The organism is Rhizobium sp. Root1334 (genome assembly GCF_001426665.1).
In the GTDB taxonomy this organism is placed as follows: Bacteria; Pseudomonadota; Alphaproteobacteria; order Rhizobiales; family Rhizobiaceae; genus Pararhizobium.
The window spans coordinates 680,674-703,308 of sequence record NZ_LMEY01000001.1 but is presented as its reverse complement, the minus strand read 5'-3'; the positions used below and the strand labels follow the sequence as shown (position 1 = coordinate 703,308).

At 59.4% G+C, this 22,635-nt stretch carries 18 protein-coding genes; 11 read left to right on the top strand and 7 right to left on the bottom strand.

Going from position 1 to position 22,635, the window contains the following annotated elements:
* Nucleotides 1-16: 16 nt before the first annotated feature.
* Nucleotides 17-1,453, bottom strand: coding sequence for a glutamine synthetase family protein (locus ASD36_RS03380; protein ID WP_060504673.1), 1,437 nt, complete (start codon nt 1,451-1,453; stop codon nt 17-19).
* Between the two features lie 172 nt (nt 1,454-1,625).
* Here ASD36_RS03380 and ASD36_RS03375 point away from each other — a divergent pair, with 172 nt between their 5' ends.
* The 3 genes from ASD36_RS03375 to ASD36_RS03370 all read left to right on the top strand — a co-directional run bounded on the left by ASD36_RS03375 (nt 1,626) and on the right by ASD36_RS03370 (nt 6,068).
* Nucleotides 1,626-2,810 carry an NAD(P)/FAD-dependent oxidoreductase gene (locus ASD36_RS03375; RefSeq protein ID WP_082512176.1) on the top strand — a complete coding sequence of 395 codons (1,185 nt, stop codon included), beginning with the start codon at nt 1,626-1,628 and terminating at the stop codon, nt 2,808-2,810.
* 221 nt (nt 2,811-3,031) lie between these two features.
* On the top strand, nt 3,032-3,187 hold the full coding sequence (locus tag ASD36_RS30995; protein ID WP_164491956.1) for a hypothetical protein: 156 nt from the start codon (nt 3,032-3,034) through the stop codon (nt 3,185-3,187).
* Between the two features lie 352 nt (nt 3,188-3,539).
* Complete coding sequence (locus tag ASD36_RS03370) at nt 3,540-6,068, top strand: HAMP domain-containing methyl-accepting chemotaxis protein (RefSeq protein WP_060504675.1); 2,529 nt, start codon at nt 3,540-3,542, stop codon at nt 6,066-6,068.
* 63 nt (nt 6,069-6,131) lie between these two features.
* Here ASD36_RS03370 and ASD36_RS30450 read toward each other — a convergent pair whose 3' ends face one another.
* Nucleotides 6,132-6,284: a hypothetical protein gene (locus tag ASD36_RS30450; protein WP_156393800.1), complete on the bottom strand. Its 153-nt coding sequence runs from the start codon at nt 6,282-6,284 to the stop codon at nt 6,132-6,134.
* Between the two features lie 167 nt (nt 6,285-6,451).
* Here ASD36_RS30450 and ASD36_RS03365 point away from each other — a divergent pair, with 167 nt between their 5' ends.
* Nucleotides 6,452-7,327 carry a LysR family transcriptional regulator gene (locus ASD36_RS03365; RefSeq protein ID WP_060504676.1) on the top strand — a complete coding sequence of 292 codons (876 nt, stop codon included), beginning with the start codon at nt 6,452-6,454 and terminating at the stop codon, nt 7,325-7,327.
* A 70-nt stretch (nt 7,328-7,397) separates the two neighbouring features.
* On the opposite strand, the gene ASD36_RS03360 is transcribed toward ASD36_RS03365, so the two are convergent.
* Entirely contained in the window at nt 7,398-7,649 is a 252-nt protein-coding gene (locus ASD36_RS03360; RefSeq protein ID WP_060504677.1) for a hypothetical protein, read from the bottom strand.
* Between the two features lie 84 nt (nt 7,650-7,733).
* Nucleotides 7,734-9,023, bottom strand: coding sequence for an isocitrate lyase (gene aceA / locus ASD36_RS03355; protein ID WP_060508742.1), 1,290 nt, complete (start codon nt 9,021-9,023; stop codon nt 7,734-7,736).
* 231 nt (nt 9,024-9,254) lie between these two features.
* Between aceA and ASD36_RS03350 the strand changes: the two genes are divergently transcribed.
* Nucleotides 9,255-10,664 (top strand): helix-turn-helix transcriptional regulator, encoded by a 1,410-nt coding sequence (locus tag ASD36_RS03350; protein WP_060504679.1) that lies wholly within the window; start codon nt 9,255-9,257, stop codon nt 10,662-10,664.
* Here the strand turns inward: ASD36_RS03350 and ASD36_RS03345 are convergent, their stop codons facing one another.
* A complete protein-coding gene (locus ASD36_RS03345; protein ID WP_060504680.1) occupies nt 10,665-11,618 on the bottom strand; it encodes a fatty acid desaturase family protein in 954 nt (317 codons plus the stop codon). It lies immediately after the preceding gene.
* Between the two features lie 344 nt (nt 11,619-11,962).
* Here ASD36_RS03345 and ASD36_RS03340 point away from each other — a divergent pair, with 344 nt between their 5' ends.
* The 4 genes from ASD36_RS03340 (at nt 11,963) to ASD36_RS03325 (ending at nt 16,028) form a co-directional block, all read left to right on the top strand.
* Complete coding sequence (locus ASD36_RS03340) at nt 11,963-13,057, top strand: polyamine ABC transporter substrate-binding protein (protein ID WP_060504681.1); 1,095 nt, start codon at nt 11,963-11,965, stop codon at nt 13,055-13,057.
* Between the two features lie 94 nt (nt 13,058-13,151).
* Nucleotides 13,152-14,294 (top strand): ABC transporter ATP-binding protein, encoded by a 1,143-nt coding sequence (locus ASD36_RS03335; protein WP_060504877.1) that lies wholly within the window; start codon nt 13,152-13,154, stop codon nt 14,292-14,294.
* A gap of 4 nt (nt 14,295-14,298) precedes the next feature.
* On the top strand, nt 14,299-15,210 hold the full coding sequence (locus tag ASD36_RS03330) for an ABC transporter permease subunit (RefSeq protein WP_060504682.1): 912 nt from the start codon (nt 14,299-14,301) through the stop codon (nt 15,208-15,210).
* A 2-nt stretch (nt 15,211-15,212) separates the two neighbouring features.
* The gene (locus tag ASD36_RS03325; protein ID WP_060504683.1) at nt 15,213-16,028 is read left to right on the top strand and encodes an ABC transporter permease subunit; all 816 of its coding nucleotides are present in this window, start codon (nt 15,213-15,215) and stop codon (nt 16,026-16,028) included.
* Nucleotides 16,029-16,164: 136 nt separating this feature from the next.
* Here the strand turns inward: ASD36_RS03325 and ASD36_RS03320 are convergent, their stop codons facing one another.
* Entirely contained in the window at nt 16,165-17,988 is a 1,824-nt protein-coding gene (locus tag ASD36_RS03320; protein ID WP_060504684.1) for an AsmA family protein, read from the bottom strand.
* A 173-nt stretch (nt 17,989-18,161) separates the two neighbouring features.
* Between ASD36_RS03320 and ASD36_RS03315 the strand changes: the two genes are divergently transcribed.
* Complete coding sequence (locus ASD36_RS03315) at nt 18,162-20,114, top strand: acetoacetate--CoA ligase (protein WP_060504685.1); 1,953 nt, start codon at nt 18,162-18,164, stop codon at nt 20,112-20,114.
* A 278-nt stretch (nt 20,115-20,392) separates the two neighbouring features.
* Here ASD36_RS03315 and ASD36_RS03310 read toward each other — a convergent pair whose 3' ends face one another.
* Nucleotides 20,393-21,460: an alpha/beta fold hydrolase gene (locus ASD36_RS03310; protein WP_060504686.1), complete on the bottom strand. Its 1,068-nt coding sequence runs from the start codon at nt 21,458-21,460 to the stop codon at nt 20,393-20,395.
* A 149-nt stretch (nt 21,461-21,609) separates the two neighbouring features.
* Here ASD36_RS03310 and ASD36_RS03305 point away from each other — a divergent pair, with 149 nt between their 5' ends.
* Nucleotides 21,610-22,635, top strand: a complete 1,026-nt coding sequence (locus tag ASD36_RS03305) for an AraC family transcriptional regulator (protein ID WP_347360121.1) — start codon at nt 21,610-21,612, stop codon at nt 22,633-22,635.

The window sequence follows — 22,635 nt, the reverse complement described above, 5'->3', positions numbered from 1 at the left end:
GGCTGTGCCTTTCATATCAGACATTGAGAAGCAGGAATTCGCGCTCCCAGGGGCTGATCACCTGCATGAAGGTTTCAAACTCACCCCGCTTCACCCCGCCATAGATGGCGATGAATTCCGGGCTGAAGATCTCGGCGAAAGCCGGCTCTGCCTCGAGCAGCGATACCGCTTCGAGCAGGCCCCGGGGCAGGTCAATCGTCCCTTTATCTGCCGACGCATCTGCCGGTGCCGATGGCTCTAGTCCCTGAACAATGCCGAGATAGCCGCAGCCGAGGGACGCGGCGAGCGCCAGATAGGGATTGGCATCCGAACTCGGCAGGCGGTTTTCGACACGCCGGGCGACAGGTTCTGAGACGGGAATGCGAAACGCCGTCGTCCGGTTGTCGTAACCCCAGGCATTGTTGACCGGTGCCGACATGTCTGGCGTCAGCCGCCGGTACGAGTTCACATAAGGGGCCATCATCGACAGCGCCTTCGGGACAAATTTCTGCATGCCGCCGATGAAGGAGAAAAACTCTTTGGACGGCGAGCCGTCAGCATTCGAAAACAGGTTGCGGCCTGTGTTCACTTCGATGACGGACTGGTGGATGTGCATCGCTGACCCGGCCTGCGCCTGCATCGGCTTGGCCATGAAGGTGGCGTAGATGCCGTGCTTCAGCGCCGCCTCGCGGATGGTCCGCTTGAACAGGAAGACCTGGTCGGCAAGCTCGATCGGATCGCCGTGGCGAAGGTTGATTTCCAGCTGTGCCGGACCTTCCTCATGGATCAGCGTGTCGATCTCGAGACCCTGCTTTTCCGAGAAATGGTAGATGTCGTCGATCAGTTCGTCGAATTCGTTGACGCCGGCAATCGAGTAACCCTGTCCGCCTTGGATGGCGCGTCCGGAGCGGCCTTTCGGCGGATGCAGCGGATAATCCGGGTCCTCGTTCTTGGCGACCAGATAGAATTCGATTTCCGGTGCGACCACCGGCTTCCAGCCTCTTTGATGATAGAGGTCGAGCACATGCTTCAGAACGTTGCGCGGCGTGTAGGGAACTTTTTCGCCCTGTGAACCTGCAATGTCGCAGATCACCTGCGCCGTCGGGTCACTTTCCCAGGGGACGACCGAGAGGGTCGAAAGGTCGGGCACCAGCTTGATGTCGCTGTCCCGGCTGTCATAGCGGAAATTGCCCGTCTCTTCGGGATATTCGCCGGAAATCGTATGGCGGTAGATCGCCGACGGAAGGGCAAGGGATGTGTTGGACGTAAATTTCGAAGACGGCATCATCTTGCCGCGCGGAACGCCGGCGATATCGGGCGTGATGCATTCGATATCTTCGATACCGCGGATCTTCAGCCAGTCGGCGGCTTCTTTCCAGGTTTTTACCCCACGTGGAGCTTGTAGTGCGGCGGGTATTTTCGAGCTCTTGACAGTCCTTGCAGTTGGTTGGGCAGCATTTCTTCTGACGGGCATAAATCACCGGTTTTGGGTTCGGATGAGGCATCATAACCACAGTTTGGCAATTGGCTAGGGTGAAAGCTGGGACTTTTTCTGCCGCACAGGCTGTATTCTCACGCATCACAGCAACAGCGATTGACTTTGGCGTCCTTGCCTTCGAAAGGAAACTGAAACAGGAATGGATGTCTTGGCTGAACAGTTTGACGTGGTGATAATCGGGGCAGGGGCAGCCGGCATGATGGCGGCGATCGAGGCGGGCAAGCGCGGCCGCCGCGTCATCGTGCTCGACCATGCCAAGGCGCCGGGCGAGAAGATCCGCATCTCCGGCGGCGGGCGCTGCAACTTCACCAATATCCATGCGAGCCCGAAGAATTTCTTGTCAGCCAACCCGCATTTCTGCAAGTCGGCTTTGGCGCGCTACACGCCACATGATTTCATCAGCCTGGTCGATCGCTACAATATTGCCTGGCATGAAAAGACGCTCGGCCAGCTGTTTTGCGACGATACGGCCAAGGACATCATCCGCATGCTGCTGACGGAGATGAAGGAGGCCAGCGCGGTGCTGCGGTTGGGCGCAGAAATCCGGACGATCGACAAAGCCGTTTCAGGATTTCGCATCGTGACGGCGGATGGGGCGATCGATTGTTCCTCGCTGATCGTTGCCAGCGGCGGCAAGTCTATCCCTAAAATGGGCGCGACGGGTTTTGCCTATAGGATTGCCGAGCAGTTCGGCCTGCCGCTGGTCGAAACGCGTCCGGGGCTGGTGCCGCTGACGCTCGATCCCGTCCAACTTGAAAGCTTGAGTGCGCTTGCCGGTGTTGCCGTCGATGCACAGGCGCGCTGCGGCAAGACGATGTTCGAGGAAGCTCTGCTGATCACCCATCGGGGCTTGAGCGGACCTGCCATCCTGCAGATCTCCTCCTACTGGCGCGAGGGTGGCGATATCCGCCTCAACCTTCTGCCGCATGTCGATATCGCTGCTGTGCTGAAGGCGGCGCGCAAGGAGAATGGCCGTCAGGCGCTGCAGACGGCGCTGGCCGAACCTCTACCGAAAAGGCTGGCGCAGTTTTTTGCCGAGGCCGCCGGGCTGAGCAACCGGCCGCTCGCCGATCTCTCCGACAAGGCCATCGATGCTTTCTGCTTGACGATCAAGGACTGGGCCATCACGCCGGCCGGCTCGGAAGGTTACCGCACGGCCGAAGTGACGCTGGGCGGTGTCGATACAAGGGTGCTCGATTCCCGCACCATGCGGGCACGCGACGTTCCCGGCCTCTATTTCATCGGTGAATGTGTTGATGTCACCGGTTGGCTCGGCGGCTACAATTTCCAGTGGGCCTGGGCATCGGGCTTTTCGGCGGGACAGGCGGCATGACCGGACAAAGCGCAGGCCGCTTCAGCCATTGTTAAGATATCTGGCGGAACCTGTTTGAAACGCTGGCTCCACGGCTTTGCGGCGCGGCAAGGATGCAGTTTTCAGGAATTGTTTCAGAAACGTGACATTTTTGCTCTTTCGTGAGCTGTTGCAACAGGAAGTGGGCTGGCGGTCCGGATCATCCGGGTCTATTGTTGCTTAGGTCGAAAGGAAATGATGCCATGAATCAGTCACGCAGCCGTTCCACAGCCCGCGCAATCGCAATTGCGAAAGCCGACGAAAGCGCAGCGCGCAAGACTTTGCTGATCCGCGCTTCAGTGATCGCCGTGTTCGCTCTTGCAGCGCTCGTGGCCCTGCCGTCTTTCTGGTCCTTCTAAGCATTCGATCCGGCTTCCGGCCTCGGAATGATAGCGATCAAAGTGCGCTATGCGTCATGCTGTCATGTTGTGACGATCCTGTGCCGCGCTCCCTGCGGATATGCGGTAGAGTCAATCTGAAACGATTTAGACCGCATTTATTCAAATATTAATTGTTGCCGTTGAAGAATGTTTCGCAACGGAGCCTGCCGTGATCTTAGCCCCGGGAGGCGGCCGATCATGCAATGAATGCCTGGCAGGCTGGCGGCGATGCGCCGTATGATTTTTCAATTAAATCACCAGCTTGTTGGCGCACCGGGGAAGCCTCTCACGGCTTGGGGAGCGGACGCAGGCTGCGAGCCAAGGTGCGTTCATGTTCATCGACAAGATTCTTGCCCGCTTCAAAATCCAGACCAAGGTGCTGCTGTTCATTCTGCCCTTCGTCGTCAGCATTTGCGCTGTCGGTATTACCGGGCTTTATGCGTCCGGCCTGCTGCAGGGGCGCATGGAGATTTCCAATAGCGTCCTGCAGTCGCTGAGCGGCTTCAAGGACGTTTATGCGGGTATGAACAGCTTCCTGAAGAATACGACCGAAGAGTCTCGCCAGGCCGTGCTTGAGAAGATTACGGCCCAGCGTGCGGTTCTCGAAGGGACGCTTGAACAGGTTGATGACGAGAACGGTCGCGACCAGCTTCAGCAGGCCTTGAACGGTAGTACGACGATAGGCGAGCGGGTTGATGGCCTGTGGAGGCTCTACGAGCAGGAAGTGGCCTTGCGCCAGTCCATCAACGGAAGCCTCCGCCTGCTGCTCGCTGCACAGATGAAAATCCTCGACGAAGCAACCACCATGGAGCAGGGCGTCCGTCAGGACGAGGAGGCGGCAAAGTCGCTGCTGCGCGAGGCGGAACGCCTGACCTCATCCAGCGACACGCTCGCTGCATTCAACACGAGTTTTGCCAAGGCTGCCACTGCCGAAGACAAGATAAAGGTCGCGGCCGATTCCCATGGTGCGTTGACCAAGGTCCTGCGCAAGATCAGTTCGGGGCTGCCGCAAAGCCAGAAGGCGGTTTCTGAAACCTTCAAGACCACCATCGGTGAGATCAAGACACTGCTGGACAGTGGCGACAAGTCCGACGAAGCCGCCGTTGCGATCGGCAGGCTGATGGCCCGCTTCCGCCAGACGAGCATCCAGCTGAACGGCGCCGCGACTTTGAAAATGCGTGATGCAACAGCAACGTTCGGCAGGCTGGATGCAGCGCTCGTCAAGGCAAATTCTGTCCTTTCCGGCACCCGCTCGATCGTCAACTCCGTCTACTCGATCCGCATCGCAGCCGCGAGCTTTCTGGAAAAGACGGATGCCGACGGTAAAGAACGGTTGATGCGCGAGTTCAGTCTCATGAAACAGGAAATCCAGAGCCTGGCCCAGTCGGCTGGCGATTTGCCGTTCTTCAACAATCTCGTCGCTGCTGTGAAGCCGGTGACGGAGAAAATGCAGGCTGACAGTGCCGCGCTCGTTGACAGTAGCGCCGCCCGCCAAGCCGAATTCACCGCCGCAGCAGCGGAAATCGATAATATCTGGGGACAGCTGACGGCGTTTGCCGAAGGCCAGAAAACCACCGCTTCGGTCGAGCGCGACAAGGCCAACCAGGTTTCCGTCTTCGCGACGGTCGTGGGTATCCTGATCGCGCTTCTCGCTGGCGGTGCACTGGTGCTGACGCTGAAGGGCCCGATCGGCCAGATCACCGCCGCCATGCGCCGTTTGGCTGATGGTGCGCTCGATACCTCGATCGATGGCGGGGCTCGCCGTGACGAAATCGGCGACATGGCCCGGGCGCTCGGCATCTTCAAGGAAAACGCCCTTTCCAAGGTCCGCATCGAAGCCGAAAGCGAAGAGCAGCGTGCGCAGGCCGATGCCGAACGCACCCGCAATGATACGGAAAAGCGTACGCTCGACAGCCAGATCGATTTCGCCGTCAGCCAGCTTGCCGCCGGCCTTGGCCGCCTGGCGCAGGGCGACCTTTCGCAGCAAATCGACACGCCGTTCACCGGGCGCCTCGAGCAGTTGCGTATGGACTTCAACGGATCGCTGATCCGCCTGCAGGACACCCTCCTGCAGATCCGCAACAATGCCCTGTCGATCCAGCGTAGCGGCAATGACATGCATGCATCGGCGGATTCCTTGTCGAAGCGCACCGAGGCGCAGGCCGCGTCACTGGAAGAAACGGCTGCCGCCGTCGACCAGATCACCGTCACTGTCCGCTCATCGGCCGAACGGGCGCACGAGGCCAATGTTGCCGTCACACATACCAAGAAGAGCGCGGACAGCTCGGCTGTTGTCGTCAGCAATGCGATTGCAGCAATGGGGCGGATCGAAGATGCCTCGCACCAGATCGAGCAGATCATCGATGTCATCGACGAGATCGCCTTCCAGACAAACCTTCTTGCACTCAATGCCGGTATCGAGGCCGCACGGGCGGGCGATGCGGGCAAGGGTTTCGCGGTGGTTGCGCAGGAAGTCCGCGAGCTTGCGCAGCGTTCGGCGGGAGCCGCCCGCGAGATCAAGGGGCTGATCAACAAGTCTGCCAGCGAGGTGAATTCCGGGTCGCAGCTGGTTCAGGAAACCGGCGCCGTGCTTGCCTCGATCAGCCAGCAGATCGTCTCGGTCAGCAGCCATGTCGAAATGATCGCCACAGCCAGCCGCGATCAAGCGGCAGCCCTGCATGAGGTCAATGGCTCCGTCAACCAGATGGACCAGATGACCCAGCAGAACGCCACCATGGTCGATCAGGCGACCAGCGCCAGCCGCGAACTCGCTAATCAGGCCGATACGCTGATGATGCTGGTCGAACAGTTCCGCCTGGAGCCTGTCAGTACGGGTCATCAGATCGGCCGCGCGGCCTGATCAAACGGACAATTGAACGAGGAAAAGCCCGGCGTTTAATCGTCGGGCTTTCTGTTTGCCGCCTTACCGCACCCAGCGCAGGCAAAGCAGGCGCAACGCGCTGGACATCCTGTTAGGCAGGCGGTTCCGGTTGATCACTTCTTGGAATTCGTGCTGTTTGCGCCCGTCTTTCGCCAGCATATCCGCCAACAAAACTACTCCCATCATTTCTGGCATCGCAGGTCTCCTTCGGCAATGGAAAGCCGTTGCCGGACAAGGTGTCCTGCAGCCAACTTTCTTCAATCTGGGTGGGGAGGCGGTTCAGCCGCACTCCGTTTACGCCTCGAACCTATGATTCAAAAATCAGTTTATAAACGCAAGAAAACGGAGTATGTTTTTCAATTATGAAAGACATAAATTGGGATGCCTATCAGATATTTCTGGCTGTGGCGCGTCATGGCGGACTGACCGGCGCTGCGCAGGCCAATGGTTTGAGCCCGGCGACGGTTGGTCGTCGCATTCTTGATCTTGAACAGGGAATTGGGCGGCAGTTGTTTGTCCGCAGCCAGACCGGCTACCGCTTGACCGCCGATGGCCAGGCTCTTTTCGAGCAGTTGCAAGCAATGGATGCTGTTGTCCGTAAGGTCGATGGCTGGCGGCAGGAGGCGCATGGCGCGTCGGTGGTGCGGTTGATGGCCGGAACCTGGGTGACCTGGCTGGTCTGCGAAAACATCCAGGCCATCTGGAGCGAGCGCGATGGTTTTCGCCTCGATATGTCCGTCTCCGAGCGCCGGGCAACGCTGGCGCACCGGGAAAGCGATGTCGGTGTGCGCGCGGTGGCGCCGGAAGAGCCAAATCTGGCTAGCCGTCATACCGGCGATGTCGCCTATGCTGCCTACCGTCAGCGTAATGCGCCGGAAGGGCTTTCATCGGCCTGGCTTGCAGTATCCGAAGAGGATGCCATCTCGCCCTATCTACGCTTTCCGCATGAGCAGGCAGCAGCCTCGATCGCTGTCATCGTCAGCCGCCCGCGCTCGCTGCTCGATCTTGCAAAGGCCGGGGCGGGGCAGGCTGTGTTGCCCTGTTTCGTCGGCGATCTCGATCCCGGCCTGGAGCGGGCGGGTGAAGAGCTGAAACAGCTGCGACACGGCCAATGGATCGTCACCAATAGCGAAGATCGTCACCGGCGCGAAATCCGCACGGTCTCGGACCGATTGTTCCGGCTGCTGAAAAGCCACGCCGATCTGTTTGCCGGAAAGAGGCCAAGCCGAAGCCTGTAGAACTGTATGAAAATGCAAGATTCCGGCGAGAAAAGTCCCGCCGGAATCTTTGTGGACAGAGCGCCATGCCTCAGCCTCGGCCTTGCGTCACGATGACGGGGATCAGCAGGTCGCCCCAGTTGCCTTCGCCACCATGATGACGGGCGGAACGGACGAGTTCGACGGAAACGCCGGCATCCACGGCCTTCATGACAGCCTGGTTGAGCCTGTGCAGGTCGTTGGCGACCATGCGGATCATTGCCTGCTGTTCCGGTGTCATGGCCGAGGATTGCTCCTCCGCCCGTTCCTTGACATGTGTCTTGATAGTGGCCTGGACTGTCATCGCATTTCTCCTCTTATGTGGGGTTCTTGAAGGGACGTTTTGGTTGCCCTCCCCACCTCCAGAATGGCGGGGAGCGGAGTTCCTCTATTCCGCAGCCGGGCGGAATTGCTCGTGTTCGGTCGATTCATGCATGGCTGTGGTCGAGGACTTGCCGCCGGTGATGGCCATCGAAACAGCGTCGAAATAACCGGTGCCGACTTCGCGCTGATGCTTGGTCGCGGTGTAGCCGTTGACCTCGGCGGCGAACTCCGCCTCCTGAAGCTCCGAATAGGCAGCCATCTGCCGGTCCTTGTAACCGCGGGCCAGCTCAAACATGCCGAAGTTCAGCTGGTGGAAGCCGGCAAGCGTGATGAACTGGAACTTGTAGCCCATGGCGCCGAGCTCGCGCTGGAACTTGGCGATCGTCGCGTCATCGAGGTTTTTCTTCCAGTTGAATGACGGCGAGCAATTATAGGCAAGCTTCTTGCCCGGATGCACCTTGTGCACGGCTTCGGCAAACTTGCGGGCCTGTTCGAGATCCGGCTTGCCGGTCTCCATCCAGATCAGGTCGCAATAGGGTGCATAGGCAATGGCGCGGGCAATGCAGGGCTCGATACCGTTCTTGACCTGATAGAAGCCTTCCGTGGTGCGGCCGGCATCGTAATCGACGAAGGGCTGGTCGCGCTCGTCGATATCGGAGGTGAGCAGCTTGGCGGCCTCGGCGTCCGTGCGGGCGATGACCAGCGTCGGCGTACCCATGACGTCGGCAGCAAGCCGCGCGGCATTGAGATTGCGGATATGGGCCGCCGTCGGGATCAGAACCTTGCCGCCAAGATGGCCGCACTTCTTTTCCGATGCCAGCTGGTCTTCATAGTGGACGCCGGCAGCACCGGCCTCGATGAAGGCCTTCATGATCTCGAAGGCGTTGAGCGATCCGCCGAAACCGGCTTCGGCGTCGGCAACGATCGGTGCGAACCAGGTGTCGACCGAAAGACCCTTGCCCTCGGACGTTTCAATCTGGTCGGCGCGTTGCAACGTCCTGTTGATGCGCCGCGCCAGCTCCGGTGCCGCGTTGGCTGGATAAAGCGACTGGTCGGGATACATCGATGACGCGGTATTGCTGTCGGCGGCAACCTGCCAGCCGGAGAGGTATATTGCCTTCAAGCCAGCGCGGACCTGCTGCATGGCCTGGTTGCCGGTCATTGCACCGAGCGCATTGACGAAATCTTCCTCGTGGATCAGTTGCCACAGCCGGTTGGCCCCCATTTCGGCCAGTGTATGGCGGATCTGGACGGAGCCGCGCAGTCGCTTGACGTCTTCGGCGGTGTAAGGGCGGTCCAGCCCGTCGAAGCGGCCCTGCGGTGCGCCGGGAATGAGATTGTAAAAATCAGTCATAGATTTCCTCCTGCAAACTTCAGAGTGTCATTCGACTTTGGTTGAATGACCGTCCGATCCACGAATTTGATGTGACGAGTTTTACAGTGCGCCGCACAAAACGGCGAGAACAAAAGGATTGTCGCGGCGTTGAAAAGGGTTATCATGTCTTGCCTTTTACAAAAGGCGTTTGTCATTTTGTAAATGATGTAAAGATTTCGAATGTCCGCGATTTTGTAACAGGTGTGACAAATGGCTGAGAACAAGATTTTTGCCGGTGCCCGCGTCCGGCGCATCCGCAATGGTTTGTCGCTGACGCAAACGGCGATGGCCGAGGCGCTCGGCATCTCGCCGTCCTACCTCAACCTGATCGAGCGCAATCAACGGCCGTTGACGGTGCAGCTGCTGTTGAAGCTCTCTTCGGTGTACAAGGTTGATCTCGACGAGTTGCAGGGCGAGGCAACGAGCAGCGTCACGCAATTGCGGGAAGTCTTTGCCGATCCGCTGCTCTCCGGCGAGCTGCCGGGTGACCAGGAGCTGATCGAAGTTGCGGAAGCTGCCCCCAATGCAGCAATGGGCGTTCTCAAGCTCTATCGTGCCTATCGGGAGCAATCGCTGCGGCTGAAGGATCTGAGTGCGCTCCTGTCCGATCAGGGGCATATGGCGGCTCTGTCGGATGCGCGGTTGCCGATGGACGAGGTGCGCGACATCTTCGAAAACCGCCCGCATTATTTTGCCGGGATAGACGAGGCCGCCGAAGCCTTTCATTCACAGCTCTCTCCCGGCGACGATCTTGCCGGTGCCTTGAAAGGCTTTCTGCGCAGGGAGCATGGTCTGACCGTCCGGGTGCTGCCGGTGCATGTCATGCCGGATTTGCGCCGCCGCTTCGATCGTCATTCGATGCGGCTGTTCCTGTCCGAGCGGCTGTCGGCACAGGATCAGCTGCGGGAAATCGCCATGGAGGCGGCGCAGATCGCCTTTCCGGAAGCGATCGCCGCCGATCTCCAGCAGCTGGCATTCTCGACGGGTGAGGCGCGCCGCATCGGGCGCTTCGAGCTTGCCCGCTATGCGGCACATGCGATCATGATGCCGTATGCGGGATTTCTCACCGTAGCACAGCGGACGAAATACGATATTGATGTCCTCAGCGCCCGGTTCCAGGTGTCGTTCGAACAAGTCGCAAGCCGGTTGGTGACGTTGCAGCGGCCCGGTGCTGCAGGGGTACCGTTCTTTATGATGGAGATCGATCATGCCGGGAACCGGCTGCGCAAGGCTGGTGCATCAGGCTTTCCGCAGGCGCGTTTCGGTGGCGACTGTCCCAAGCTCAATGTCCACACGGCATTTGCGCAAGCCGGGCAGGTTCTGGCTGACAAGGTGGAGATTTTCGGAGGCGGGGAGTTTTTGACCATCGCCCGGACTGTCGAGGGACCGCGGGCGAATTTTCAGGAGCGCGTTCGCCGCACCGCGATCCTGATCGGCTGCGATGCCGCCCATGCGCCGGACACCGTTTATGGCGGCGCGCCACTTGCGATCGTCGCCGGTGGTACCGCCTGCCGCCTCTGCGAGCGGCAGGGCTGTCTTGCCCGTGCCGAACCGCCGGTCACCCGGCCACTTGGGCTCGATGAAATGGTGACGGGTTTGAGCGCCTTCGATTTCCAGTAATCAGTAGCTGACCGGATGATGCGCGGGCAGCAGCGGCGCATCTGGCGCAAAGCATTCTGCCGGCAGGCCTGTCGTATAGCCACGGGTGATGTGCGCCTTGGCGGCATAGGTGGGGTTCTTCATCAGGATCGCATGCAGTTCCGGCAGGTTGTAATAAGGCACGCCGGGATAAAGATGGTGTTCCAGATGGTAGTTGATGTTGTGGGGCGCGAAAAACAGCTTTTCCCACACGTAGGGATAGACCGTGCGCGAGCTGCCCAGTTCATCGGAGTAGTCCATGCTGCCGAAATGTTCGGCAACGCTGCGGACGTAGAGGAACAGGCAGAAGAACGTGAAGAACGGCACCAGCCAATACAGCAGGAAGTCTGTCCAGAGCCCGAAGACCGAGAAGACAATGGCAGCAACGGCGTAGAAGCCAATGCGCAGCAGCTTGTAGGTCCGCGTCGAGCGGTCGTGTTTGGCGATGCGCTTGGCCATGTGCAGGATATCGCGAACGGAATTCACTGCGACGAGATAGCCGAGCAGTTGCACGACGCCGCGCCAGACTTTTTGCGGGAAGGTGAACTGTGCCATGCCGAGCTTGGCAGCCCAGTCCGGGTCATCATCGGTATTGGTGTGCTGATGATGAGCAAGATGGTTCATGCGATAGCCGTCCACCGTCGCCATGATCGGCCATGCCAGCAAAAGGTCGCTCATCCAGTCGCTGACTTTGCGGTTCTTGATGATGCGGTAATGGGCTGCCTCATGCATCAGGCAGCCGAACGCGTGCATGCGTCCGGCAATGACCAGCACGGCGGCGAGATAAACAAGCGGATGTTGCATATATTTGCTGACGGCGATGGCGCCGGCGATCAACACCCAGTCGAAGCCGATGGCAAGAAGCGTACTGTGGGACTGCAACACTGACAGCCGCTTCAACTCCCGTGGGTCGATCCGCTGCGACTTCACACTCATGATGGCCAACTCCGAAACGCACAACCGTTGCGGCGCAAAATCGCATTCCGGGCATGGTTAAGCAATCGTAAACGCCGCGGTTCGAGCTCGATCTGAGCTTATGGTTAATCTGCGTGCGCCGTCCGGCCATTCCGGTCTCAGGCCTGTCATGCCGCACTGAAAAGATTCGGCTTTTGCCAGTGAGTGCTAAAATTGCGCTGCCTCTGGATGGTTCGCGTGGGACCAGTAAAAGCGCTTGTGGTTGTTTGAAAACATGCCTACCTTCCAAACGCGCATACGGAGGGGCAGACAGGCAGGCGACGGCAGCAGGCCTATACTGACCCGATAAAACCAAGGGGAATTCTATGTCGCGTACGATTGCCACCGCCTTTGCCGCGTTGATCCTCGCAGGGTCCGCAACGATTGCCACCGCGCAGGAGCGCGTGGTCAATGTCTACAACTGGTCCGATTATATCGATGCCAGCATTCTGGAAGATTTCACCAAGGAAACCGGCATCAAGGTCGTCTACGACGTCTTCGATAGCAATGAAATCCTTGAAACCAAGCTGCTGGCAGGCGGCACCGGCTATGACGTCGTCGTGCCGACGGCAAGCTTCCTGCAGCGCCAGATCGCAGCCGGTGTCTTCCAGAAGCTCGACAAGTCGAAGCTGCCGAACCTCTCCAACATGTGGGACGTGATTTCCGAACGCATCCAGAAATACGACCCTGGCAATGAATATGCTGTCGACTATATGTGGGGCACGACCGGCATCGGCTACAATGTCGAGAAGGTGAAGCAGATTCTCGGTACCGACGATGCGCCGACCTGGGACGTGATCTTCAAGCCCGAAGTTGCTGCCAAGTTCAAGGATTGCGGTATTCACATCCTCGATTCTGCTTCAGATGTCCTGCCGTCCGCCTTGTCCTATCTCGGCCTCGATCCCGATAGCCGCACCCCGGACGATCTGAAGAAGGCGGAAGAGCTTCTGACGTCCATTCGTCCTTACGTTCGCAAGTTCCATTCGTCGGAATACATCAATGCGCTGGCCAATGGCGATATCTGCCTGGCTGTCGGCTATTCGGGTGACGTCTTCCAGGCACGCGACCGCGCTGCCGAAGCCAATGCCGGTGTGACGGTCAACTATGTCATCCCGCCGACCGGGGCGCAGATGTGGTTCGACGTCATGGCCATTCCGGCCGATGCGCCGCATGTCGCCGAAGCACATGAATTCTTGAACTACATGATGAAGCCGGAAGTCGTCGCCAAGGCCTCGAACGTGGTGTTCTACGCCAACGGCAACAAGGCCTCGCAACAGTTCGTCGATAAGGAAGTGCTTGACGACACCGCGATCTATCCGACACCGGAGGTGCTTGCCAAGCTCTTCACGGTCACACCCTATGACGCCAAATCGCAGCGTCTGGTGACGCGGCTCTGGACCAAAGTGGTCACCGGCCAGTAAGTCGAAAAGAATTGCCCGGACCTGAAAATCCGGGCAATTTTCTTTTATGGCGCTGGGGAAGGCGCCGTTTGTGCATGTCATTTGGGGATAGATGATGAAGTCACTTGGCAGTATCCGGCGCTCCTTTGCTCCCTGGGCCGATCCGAAATCCGTACCGTTCATCGCCGTCAAGAACGTCACCAAGAAATTCGGCGACTTCACCGCGGTCGATGATCTCTCGCTCAACATCTACCCGCGCGAATTCTTCGCACTGCTCGGCGCATCCGGTTGCGGCAAGTCCACGCTGCTGCGCATGCTGGCCGGCTTCGAGCAACCGACGTCGGGTGAAATCATCCTTGATGGACAGAGCCTCGCGGGCATCCCGCCCTACAAGCGGCCGGTCAACATGATGTTCCAGTCCTACGCGCTGTTTCCGCATATGACGGTGGAAAACAACATTGCCTTCGGCCTCAAGCAGGACGGCATGCCGAAGGCCGATATCGCCGCCCGCGTCGATCAGATGCTGAAGCTGGTGAAGCTCGACAAGTTTGCCAAGCGCAAGCCGCACCAGCTTTCGGGTGGTCAGCGCCAGCGCGTGGCGCTCGCCCGTTCGTTGGCCAAGCGCCCCAAGGTGCTGCTGCTGGATGAGCCGCTCGGCGCGCTCGACAAGAAGCTGCGCGAGGAAACCCAGTTCGAACTGATGGACCTGCAGCAGGAACTCGGCCTGACTTTTGTCGTCGTCACCCACGACCAGGAAGAGGCGATGACCATGGCCGACCGCATCGCCGTCATGGCACATGGCAAGGTGGTGCAGGTCGCAACCCCGCCGGAAATCTACGAAGCGCCCAACTCCCGTTTTGTCGCCGATTTCATCGGTGACGTGAACATTTTCGACGGCACGGTCTCATCCGCCGGTAACGGCACTGTCGAGATCGCCACGCAAAGTGGTTTTACCGTCCGCGTCGCCTCCGCCGAACTACCCGCAGTCGGCGCCAATGCCGGTTTTGCCGTGCGTCCGGAGAAGATTCGCGTCGGCCGCGACCGGCCCGCCTGTGCCCCCCTCAATGCCGTCCAGGGGGAAATCTGGGATATTGGCTATCTCGGTGACATGACGGTGTTCCACGTCAAGCTAAAGGACGGCAAGGTCATCAAGGCATCCTCGCTGAACGCCGTTCGCGCGGTCGAGGATCCGATCGGCTATGACCAGGAGGTCTGGATATCGTTCGATGAAAATGCCGGCGTCGTGCTGAAGGATTGAGGCCATGGCAAAACTCGGATCGGCTTTGTTCAACCGGCTGGTGATCATCATCCCCTATGCCTGGTTGCTATTCTTCTTCCTGATACCGTTTTTCATCGTCATCCGCATTTCATTGTCGGAAACCGCCGTGGCGATGCCGCCCTATCTGCCGGTTTTCGATCTCGCATCCGGCATTGGCGGCATTATCGATAACATCAAGCAGTTTTCGATCGATAACTATATCTGGCTGACCGAAGACGCGCTGTATGCCAAGGCCTATATATCCAGCCTCTGGATTGCTTTGGTTTCAACATTCCTGACCCTGTTGATCGCCTATCCGGTCGCCTACGGCATGGCGCAGGCGCCCAACACCATTCGCCCGACGCTGCTGATGCTGGTCATCCTGCCGTTCTGGACAAGCTTTCTGATTCGCGTTTACGCCTGGATCGCCATCCTGAAGCCGGAAGGGCTGCTCAACCAACTGCTCCTGACGCTCGGGGTGATCGATCAGCCGCTGATCATCCTCAACACCAACTGGGCGATCTATATCGGTATCGTTTATTCCTACCTGCCGTTCATGGTGCTGCCGATCTATTCGTCGCTGGAAAAGATGGATCACAGCCTGACGGAGGCTGCCCAGGATCTCGGCTGCACGCCGATCCGGGCGTTCTGGCGCGTGACGTTTCCTTTGTCGATGCCCGGCGTTGTCGCCGGCTGCATGCTGGTCTTCATTCCGGCCGTCGGCGAATTCGTCATCCCCGATCTGCTCGGTGGCTCCGAAACGTTGATGATTGGCAAGACCTTGTGGAACGAGTTCAATGCCAACCGCGACTGGCCGGTGTCGGCTGCTGTTGCAACCATCCTCCTGCTCATCCTCGTGGTGCCGATCATGTTCTTCCAGCACGCGCAATCCAAAGCCGATAGCGAGGGGAGATAGTCATGCAGCGCTGGTCCCGTTTCAACATCGCCTCGATCGTCATCGGCTTCGCTTTCCTCTATCTGCCGATCGTTCTGCTGGTGATCTTCTCTTTCAACGAATCCAAACTGGTCACCGTCTGGGCGGGCTTCTCGACCAAGTGGTATGTGCAGTTGCTCCACAATCAGGCGCTTCTCGATGCCGCCTGGGTGACCGTCCGGGTCGGCCTGATCTCGGCAACGGTGGCAACGGTTCTCGGTACGATGGCGGCACTTGCCATGACGCGCTACACGCGCTTTCGCGGCCGCATGCTGTTTTCCGGAATGATCTACGCGCCCCTCGTCATGCCGGAAGTCATCACCGGCCTGTCGATGCTGCTTCTGTTCGTTGCCATCGGCTTTGATCGCGGCTTCTGGACGCTGACATTGGCGCATATCACTTTCACCATGTGCTTTGTCGCCGTCGTCGTGCAATCCCGGCTTCTGAGCTTCGACCGTTCGATCGAGGAGGCGGCGATGGATCTCGGCGCCACGCCGGTCGCAACCTTCCTGCAGGTGACCCTGCCGGTGATCGCGCCGGCCGTGTTTTCCGGTTGGGTGCTCGCTTTCACGCTGTCGCTGGACGATCTGGTGATTTCCAGCTTCACCTCCGGCCCCGGCGCCACCACGCTGCCGATGCGGATCTACAGTCAGGTGCGGTTGGGCGTGACGCCGGAAATCAACGCTGTCTGCACCATCCTGATCGGCATTGTCGCGATGGGTGTGCTGATCGCCTCGGTGGTTTCCCGCCGCCGGGAAATCCAGCGTGTCAAGGACGAGCAGGCCGCTTTCGCACACTGAGGGGAAGACAGCGGGCGCGTCAGCCGCGTTCGCATTCTCTCTCGTGCGGCAGGAATACAGTGCAAGGATATTTGCGCGCACGTTTGCTCGCTGGTGATCTCATAAATGCCGCGAATGGCTTACCGATCTGCGCCGGTCATGGCTGTGTGATAATCGCAGGCAGCGGTGAAATGAGTGGGTTCGGCCAGGAGCCATCGACAAAGAAACGCGTCGCAGGCGTTGGGTCATCGCCAGCCCGGACGCCGCCGACCAGCGCAAGCGTTCCACTGCTGACGGGAATGGTCCCGGCAAGCGACAGCGTCCGGCCTTCGCCCGTGATATCCGCGCTCGTCAGTTCGACAACGCCCTTGCGCAAGGTCGCGGCGATATCCGCTGTCATAAAGGGGAAGGAGCCATTGGTGGCGTGGCTGATGCTGAAGGCGCGGCCCTGCGCGGCAAGACGCTCAAACTCCGGCAGATCGAAATTCACCACGGTGCCATTGTTTGCTGAGTAGTGAATTTCGCCGGAAATGCCGTCTTTGGTCAGTGTCTGCAAGGGACGGTCGGCGGATAGATCGACACTCAGAATACCTCGGCCCAGCGGCAGCGGCCCTGTCAGTCCAAGGCTGGCCGCAACGGGGGCGAGGTCGGCATTCTTCAGGGCGAATTGCATCTGACCACCTTCGGTGCCACCGTTGGCCAAAACGATGCGGCCGCTGATCGTGCCTCCGGCAAAAGTGCCGTCGCCGACATCGATGGACGCGCGGCCATTTTCCACCATGACGCCGGCGGCAACATCCGTCAGGGCGGCCGTGTCATAGCTGACCTCCTGCGCCGACAGGCGGAGATCAAGGTTGAACTGTTGGAGTAGCGTCCTGTCGAGGGGGAGTACAGAGCCGGATTGTGCGGACGAAATAATCTGCGCCAGGTCAAGCTGATCGAAGGCCAACGTTCCATCGATGCGTGGCCCGCGCGTCTCGTTCCAGGCGATGCCAAGAACGCCGGTAGCGTTGGATTCATCAAGGGACAGCGAAAGATTGTCCATTTTCCAGGCCTGCGCCGACATCGTCACGCTGGTATTGACGGCAATGGCACCGGTGCCAGCGGGTGGCAATGGCTGGCCTTTGAACCAGGCTTCCAGCGTGCTGGTCGATCTTGCTTTGAGCTGAAGCTGGCCGATGGCGAAGGGGTGGTTTGAAATATTGCCGTTGCCGTCGAAACTGAAGGTGAGCGGTATGGAGCTGAACGCCGTCTGGAGTGTGCCGTTCTGGCCCGATAGCAGCATCAGCGGTTCGTCGCAGGTGATGGACCATTGAACAGGCTGGCCGTTCATCACAGCTGAAAGGCTGGCATTCAGTCGCGCGGTCGGCGTCCGCCATTGCACGGCACCGGTTATCGCCGTGACGCGATGGGCGCTGGACGTGACACGATCTGTCAATTCGAGTGTGCCGTTGATGATTTCGATATCGCCGAGCGGCGTGTTGCGGGCGGGCGACGGCGTCTTGCCCGAGGCATCGGCGATCGCATCAGCCATCCAGCCGGCACGGCGCCAGTTGAACGTTCCGTCGAGCCGGCGTTCCACCTTGAAAACCGGATTGACCAGATGAAAGTCGTAAAAGAGGGGCGTGCCGCGCAGGGCAGCGAGAATGTCGAAACCGGCGGCAATCGCGTCAGCCTTCGCCAGCAGTTCCGGGGCGGCCGCATCGCCGCCTTCGAAAGTGACATTGCGCAGCGTCAGGACCGGATGCGGCCAGAAGCTGATCTGCGGGTCGCCCACAATATTTGCCCGCGCGCCCGTCCATGACGACAGAACATTCTCCATGTTCGTTTTGACGCTGGCGGTGGAGACGAACAGCGGCAGGGCGATCTTGAAAAGGGCGGTGAGGATAACCGCACCGACAAGCAGCCAGGCGATGGTTCGCGATAGAAAGAACTCTTTCCATCCGATTTTTCTGCTAGCGATGGTGAAGAATTGCCTCATGGCCGTCCGGGGCACTTTCAATCGTTTTGAAGGCCTCTGGATAGGCTTTCATCGCTCGGAAATCAAACGGTTGACACGCGAAATGTCGCAACTGCCACAGCCTTCATTTGCCCGGCCTGTTTATCTTGCGTCGCAGCATGATATAGAGGCTGGCTTGGGAAGCGGAGGAAAAAATGCAGTCAGATCGGCCCCTGTGGATACCGTCGGCAGAATTCATCGAACAGACGCCGATGAAGGCGTTCATCGATTGGTGCGGACAACGCTTTTCGAAGACTTTTGCGGACTATGATGGGTTCCATCAGTGGTCGATCACCGAGCGTGCCGACTTCTGGACGGCGGTCTGGGACCATTGCGGCGTCATCGGCAATCGCGGCGAACGAGTTTTGATCAACGGCGACGTCATGCTCGACGCGCGGTTTTTTCCGGACGCCACGCTCAATTTCGCCGAAAATCTCCTGCGCCATACCGGCAGCGGTGATGCTCTGGTTTTCCGGGGCGAGGACAAGGTGCAGTCGCGCATGTCCTTCGATGAACTGCGGGCGCTGGTCTCAAGACTGCAGCAGGCCTTGAAGGCAGAGGGTATCGGCAAGGGTGACCGCGTCGCCGCGATGATGCCGAACATGCCGGAAACCATTGCGCTGATGCTGGCAACGGCGTCCATCGGTGCCATCTGGTCGTCCTGTTCTCCGGATTTCGGCGAGCAGGGCGTGCTCGACCGGTTCGGCCAGATCGAGCCGAAACTGTTCATCGCCTGTGACGGCTACTGGTATGCCGGCAAGCTGCAGGACGTGTCGGCGAAGGCCCAGGCGGTTACCCGGAAACTCGGCGTGCCTGCCCTGATCATCCCCTATGCCGGTCATGCCGAAACGCTCGCTGCTTCGCTCGACAATGGCAGGACACTGGCTGGCTTCATCAAGCCCTTTACTGCAGGCGAGCTTGAATTCGCTGCACTGCCATTCGGGCATCCGCTCTATATTCTCTTCTCTTCCGGCACGACCGGCGTTCCGAAATGTATTGTCCATTCGGCCGGTGGCACATTGCTGCAGCATCTCAAGGAGCATCGTTTCCATTGCGGGCTGCGCGAGGGCGAAAAGCTGTTCTACTTTACTACCTGCGGGTGGATGATGTGGAACTGGCTGGTCTCCGGGCTGGCTCTCGGCGCAACGCTCTGCCTGTTCGACGGTTCGCCGTTCCATCCCGATGGCAACGTGCTGTTCGATTATGCCCGCGACGAGCAGTTCGCCATCTTCGGCACCTCGGCAAAATATATCGACGCCGTGCGCAAGGGCGGGTTCACGCCGGTCTCCACCCATGATCTGTCGTCGCTGCGGCTGATGACCTCGACCGGTTCGCCGCTGTCGCCCGAAGGCTTCTCCTTCGTCTACGAAGGCATAAAGCCGGATGTCCAGCTGGCGTCGATTTCCGGCGGCACGGATATCGTCTCCTGCTTCGTGCTCGGCAATCCGCTGAAGCCGGTCTGGCGTGGCGAAATCCAGGGGCCGGGTCTGGGCCTCGCTATGGATGTCTGGGATGATGACGGCCAGCCGGTGCGCCAGGAAAAGGGCGAACTTGTCTGCACCAAAGCGTTTCCCTCGATGCCGGTGATGTTCTGGAACGACCCGGAGGGCGCCAAGTACAAGGCTGCCTATTTCGAGCGCTTCGACAATATCTGGTGCCACGGCGATTTTGCCGAGTGGACCGAACATGGCGGCATCGTCATTCATGGCCGCTCCGACGCGACGCTCAATCCGGGCGGGGTGCGCATCGGCACGGCCGAAATCTACAATCAGGTCGAGCAGATGGACGAAGTGGCGGAAGCTATCTGCATCGGCCAGGACTGGGACGACGACGTGCGCGTCATCCTGTTCGTTCGGTTGGCGAAAGGGATCGTCTTGAGCGACGATCTGGTCAAGGCGATCAAGGCCAGAATCCGCAGCGGAGCTTCGCCGCGACACGTGCCGGCCAAGATCATCGCCGTCACCGATATTCCGCGGACCAAATCCGGAAAGATCGTCGAGCTTGCAGTACGTGAAGTCGTGCACGGCCGCCCCGTCAAGAACAAGGAAGCACTGGCCAATCCGGAAGCGCTCGATCTCTACGCCAACCTCGCCGAGCTTGGAAATTGAGCGGCGGCGTTAACGATTTCAAGTTCGCCGAATTAACCAAAGCTTAGGTCTTCCGGGCCGATACTTAAAATTTGCGGGTCAGCTGGAAAGGTTTTGTTTACGAATGGCAGCGCATGTTGATCTCAACTTGAGGCCACCCGATGTGGGGTTGGCTTTGGCAGAGATGCCAGCGCAGACATGATGTCATTACCTCTCGAGCACCTGTTTTAGCATTCAACTTATCGAGGCAGCTTTTAAGCTGCCTCTTTTTTTCGTTGCTCGACGGTACAGATGCCGTGTTAGGGGCGATCCTTGAGCGTCTTCCGCAAGGCCTCTCGGATCAGCCCCGTCAGTTCGGTATGGATATCCGCCCGCGAGCGGGTGCCGCTATCGGTGCAAATTGGATCGACCTCGCCAAACGTCACCAGCTTTTCCGCTCCACCCGGCTTGCATTCCGGCAGGAAGCTGAAATGGTCGGCGCCGGCCACCGTCGCGTAGGAACCTTGTGGAGGCAGCTTCGCCAACCGGTCGGCGATCACGGCTGCGGGGATCGTGCCGCTGCTGCCCAGATTGATGAAGCTCATCGGGATCACGATCTCTTTCAGGCTTTCCGCTTCATAAGCCTGCGCTAGGCCCGGATCGACGAGAACGGCGGCTTGAACACGGCGATCAAGGTTTGACTGGTCGAAACGGGCCTTGTCGATGGTCCGCAGATCGACTTTATCGACCTTGACCGGCTCGTCGTTCACATAGCCCTTTTCGCCTGAAAACCAGGCGCAATCCCATTTCGTGTAGGTGTCGCAATAGCGCGCATAGGCATCCAGGCTGGCCCGGGCGCCTGCGATCTCCATGGCGGTGGCCCCGCCAAGCGAGAAGCCGACGACCCCGATGCGGGCAGCGTCGATAGCGCCGCTCCAATGCGTGTCCGTCGTGAGGGCGTCGATCACTGCGGACAGGTCCTGCGTGCGCTCCCAGAGTTTTGGCGTGTCGGCCGGGGTCGAGTCGCCGCTGGTCGTGCCGGGATGATTGGGGCCTGCAACGACAAAGCCTGCCTTGGCGAGTTCGGTCGCAAGCCAGGTCATGGCTTCGATACGGCCACCCGAGCCATGCGACATCACTACGAGCGGAAAGTTCCTTTTGATGAGCGGCGCATCGCGAAAGGCGAGTGCGCCCTTGAAGATCTTGTTGTCGCCGACAAGGACAGGCTCGCCGCCGGCCTCTGCAGGATACCAGACAGTAACGGTAAGATCGCGCTCGCGCTCAGGCGCGGCTACACTGATTTGGCGCATGCCGACTTCGGCTGCATGGCAGGGAACGGCGAATGTGATGGGAAGGATGAGGGAACAAAAGGCTTGAAAAAGGTTCATGAGGATCTCGCTTGGTTTGGTCGAACATCCGCATGATCACGGTTGCTTGGCCTGACCGCTTCCTAGATCACGATCCAGGTCGTCTCGAATCGCGATATGGGCCAACATTGACGCATTGAATGCCACGCAAAGGACGTCCCTTGATCTTCGTGCCCCTGCCGTTTGTCGTCGCCTTGCTGCTCCTCATCCTGCTGGCCGCGATCTTGCGCAGCACGGAACCTTCCAAGGGAAACCGGCCATTCCTGGCTCTGGTCGCCGTCTGTGCGGTTCAGTCGATTATTGTCGGCTTGCGATGGGGCTACGGCATCGAGACGCTGCAATTCATCCTTCCAATCTTGCCGAGCGCTGTACCGCCTCTCGTATGGGCAAGTTTCCGCAGTTTGGTTCATCATGAGGGATCGGCAACTGGCAGGATGAGCTGGATGCATGCTGCGCCGCCATTCGCGATGGTCGCGTTGCTGCTTCTGGCGCCCGAATTGATCGATATTGCCCTGATCGCTCTGTTCGTCGGATATGCGCTCGCGCTACTGGATCTTGCCCGCGGCGGTGCCGACGGATTGGACGATGCGCGCTTCGAAGGCGCTATTGCCGCGCATCGCGCCCTGTTTTTGGCCGCTGCCTGGCTTTGCCTTTCAGCCTTGTTCGACCTGGTAATCCTGCTGGAATTCGAGTGGAGCAAGGGGAAGAATATGGCGCTGCTCATCGGCAATGCCAATCTTTTGGGGTTGTTCCTGCTGGGCGTCACCGCTCTTGTCGCCGCCCGTGAGCGTGCGGCTCCCGTGCCGGTCCCGAGCGGCGACCACCTCCTGTCTCTGGTTGCACAGGACCGCGACATCCTTGATAAGATCGATCGTCTGCTGGTGGATCAGAAATTATCACGCGACGAAAACCTGACCCTGTCGCGGCTGGCCCGGCGCGCAGGCGTCCCGGCCCGCCAGATTTCCGGCGCGGTCAACCGGCTCGCGGGCAAGAACGTCTCTCAGTACATCAATGATTTTCGAATTGCCGAGGCCTGCCGGCTGCTCCGCGAGACCGGCATGCCGGTGACTGCCGTCATGTTCGAATGCGGCTTCCAGACGAAATCGAACTTCAACCGCGAGTTCCGGCGGGTCACGTCCCTCAGTCCCGTCTCCTGGCGCGAGCAGAACCGGCAACCGCCACCATCTGGCACGTGA

Bases quoted from the DNA above. Each gene is read 5' to 3' on its own strand.
- ASD36_RS03360 (WP_060504677.1), bottom strand. From the start codon at position 7,649: ATGACAGTCCAGGCCACTATCAAGACACATGTCAAGGAACGGGCGGAG.
- ASD36_RS03330 (WP_060504682.1), top strand. From the start codon at position 14,299: ATGGCAAAACTCGGATCGGCTTTGTTCAACCGGCTGGTGATCATCATC.
- ASD36_RS30995 (WP_164491956.1), top strand. From the start codon at position 3,032: ATGAATCAGTCACGCAGCCGTTCCACAGCCCGCGCAATCGCAATTGCG.
- ASD36_RS03380 (WP_060504673.1), bottom strand. From the start codon at position 1,453: ATGCCCGTCAGAAGAAATGCTGCCCAACCAACTGCAAGGACTGTCAAG.
- ASD36_RS03310 (WP_060504686.1), bottom strand. From the start codon at position 21,460: ATGAACCTTTTTCAAGCCTTTTGTTCCCTCATCCTTCCCATCACATTC.
- ASD36_RS03350 (WP_060504679.1), top strand. From the start codon at position 9,255: ATGGCTGAGAACAAGATTTTTGCCGGTGCCCGCGTCCGGCGCATCCGC.
- ASD36_RS03365 (WP_060504676.1), top strand. From the start codon at position 6,452: ATGAAAGACATAAATTGGGATGCCTATCAGATATTTCTGGCTGTGGCG.
- ASD36_RS03345 (WP_060504680.1), bottom strand. From the start codon at position 11,618: ATGAGTGTGAAGTCGCAGCGGATCGACCCACGGGAGTTGAAGCGGCTG.
- ASD36_RS03340 (WP_060504681.1), top strand. From the start codon at position 11,963: ATGTCGCGTACGATTGCCACCGCCTTTGCCGCGTTGATCCTCGCAGGG.
- aceA (WP_060508742.1), bottom strand. From the start codon at position 9,023: ATGACTGATTTTTACAATCTCATTCCCGGCGCACCGCAGGGCCGCTTC.
- ASD36_RS03335 (WP_060504877.1), top strand. From the start codon at position 13,152: ATGAAGTCACTTGGCAGTATCCGGCGCTCCTTTGCTCCCTGGGCCGAT.
- ASD36_RS03325 (WP_060504683.1), top strand. From the start codon at position 15,213: ATGCAGCGCTGGTCCCGTTTCAACATCGCCTCGATCGTCATCGGCTTC.
- ASD36_RS30450 (WP_156393800.1), bottom strand. From the start codon at position 6,284: ATGCCAGAAATGATGGGAGTAGTTTTGTTGGCGGATATGCTGGCGAAA.
- ASD36_RS03320 (WP_060504684.1), bottom strand. From the start codon at position 17,988: ATGAGGCAATTCTTCACCATCGCTAGCAGAAAAATCGGATGGAAAGAG.
- ASD36_RS03315 (WP_060504685.1), top strand. From the start codon at position 18,162: ATGCAGTCAGATCGGCCCCTGTGGATACCGTCGGCAGAATTCATCGAA.
- ASD36_RS03370 (WP_060504675.1), top strand. From the start codon at position 3,540: ATGTTCATCGACAAGATTCTTGCCCGCTTCAAAATCCAGACCAAGGTG.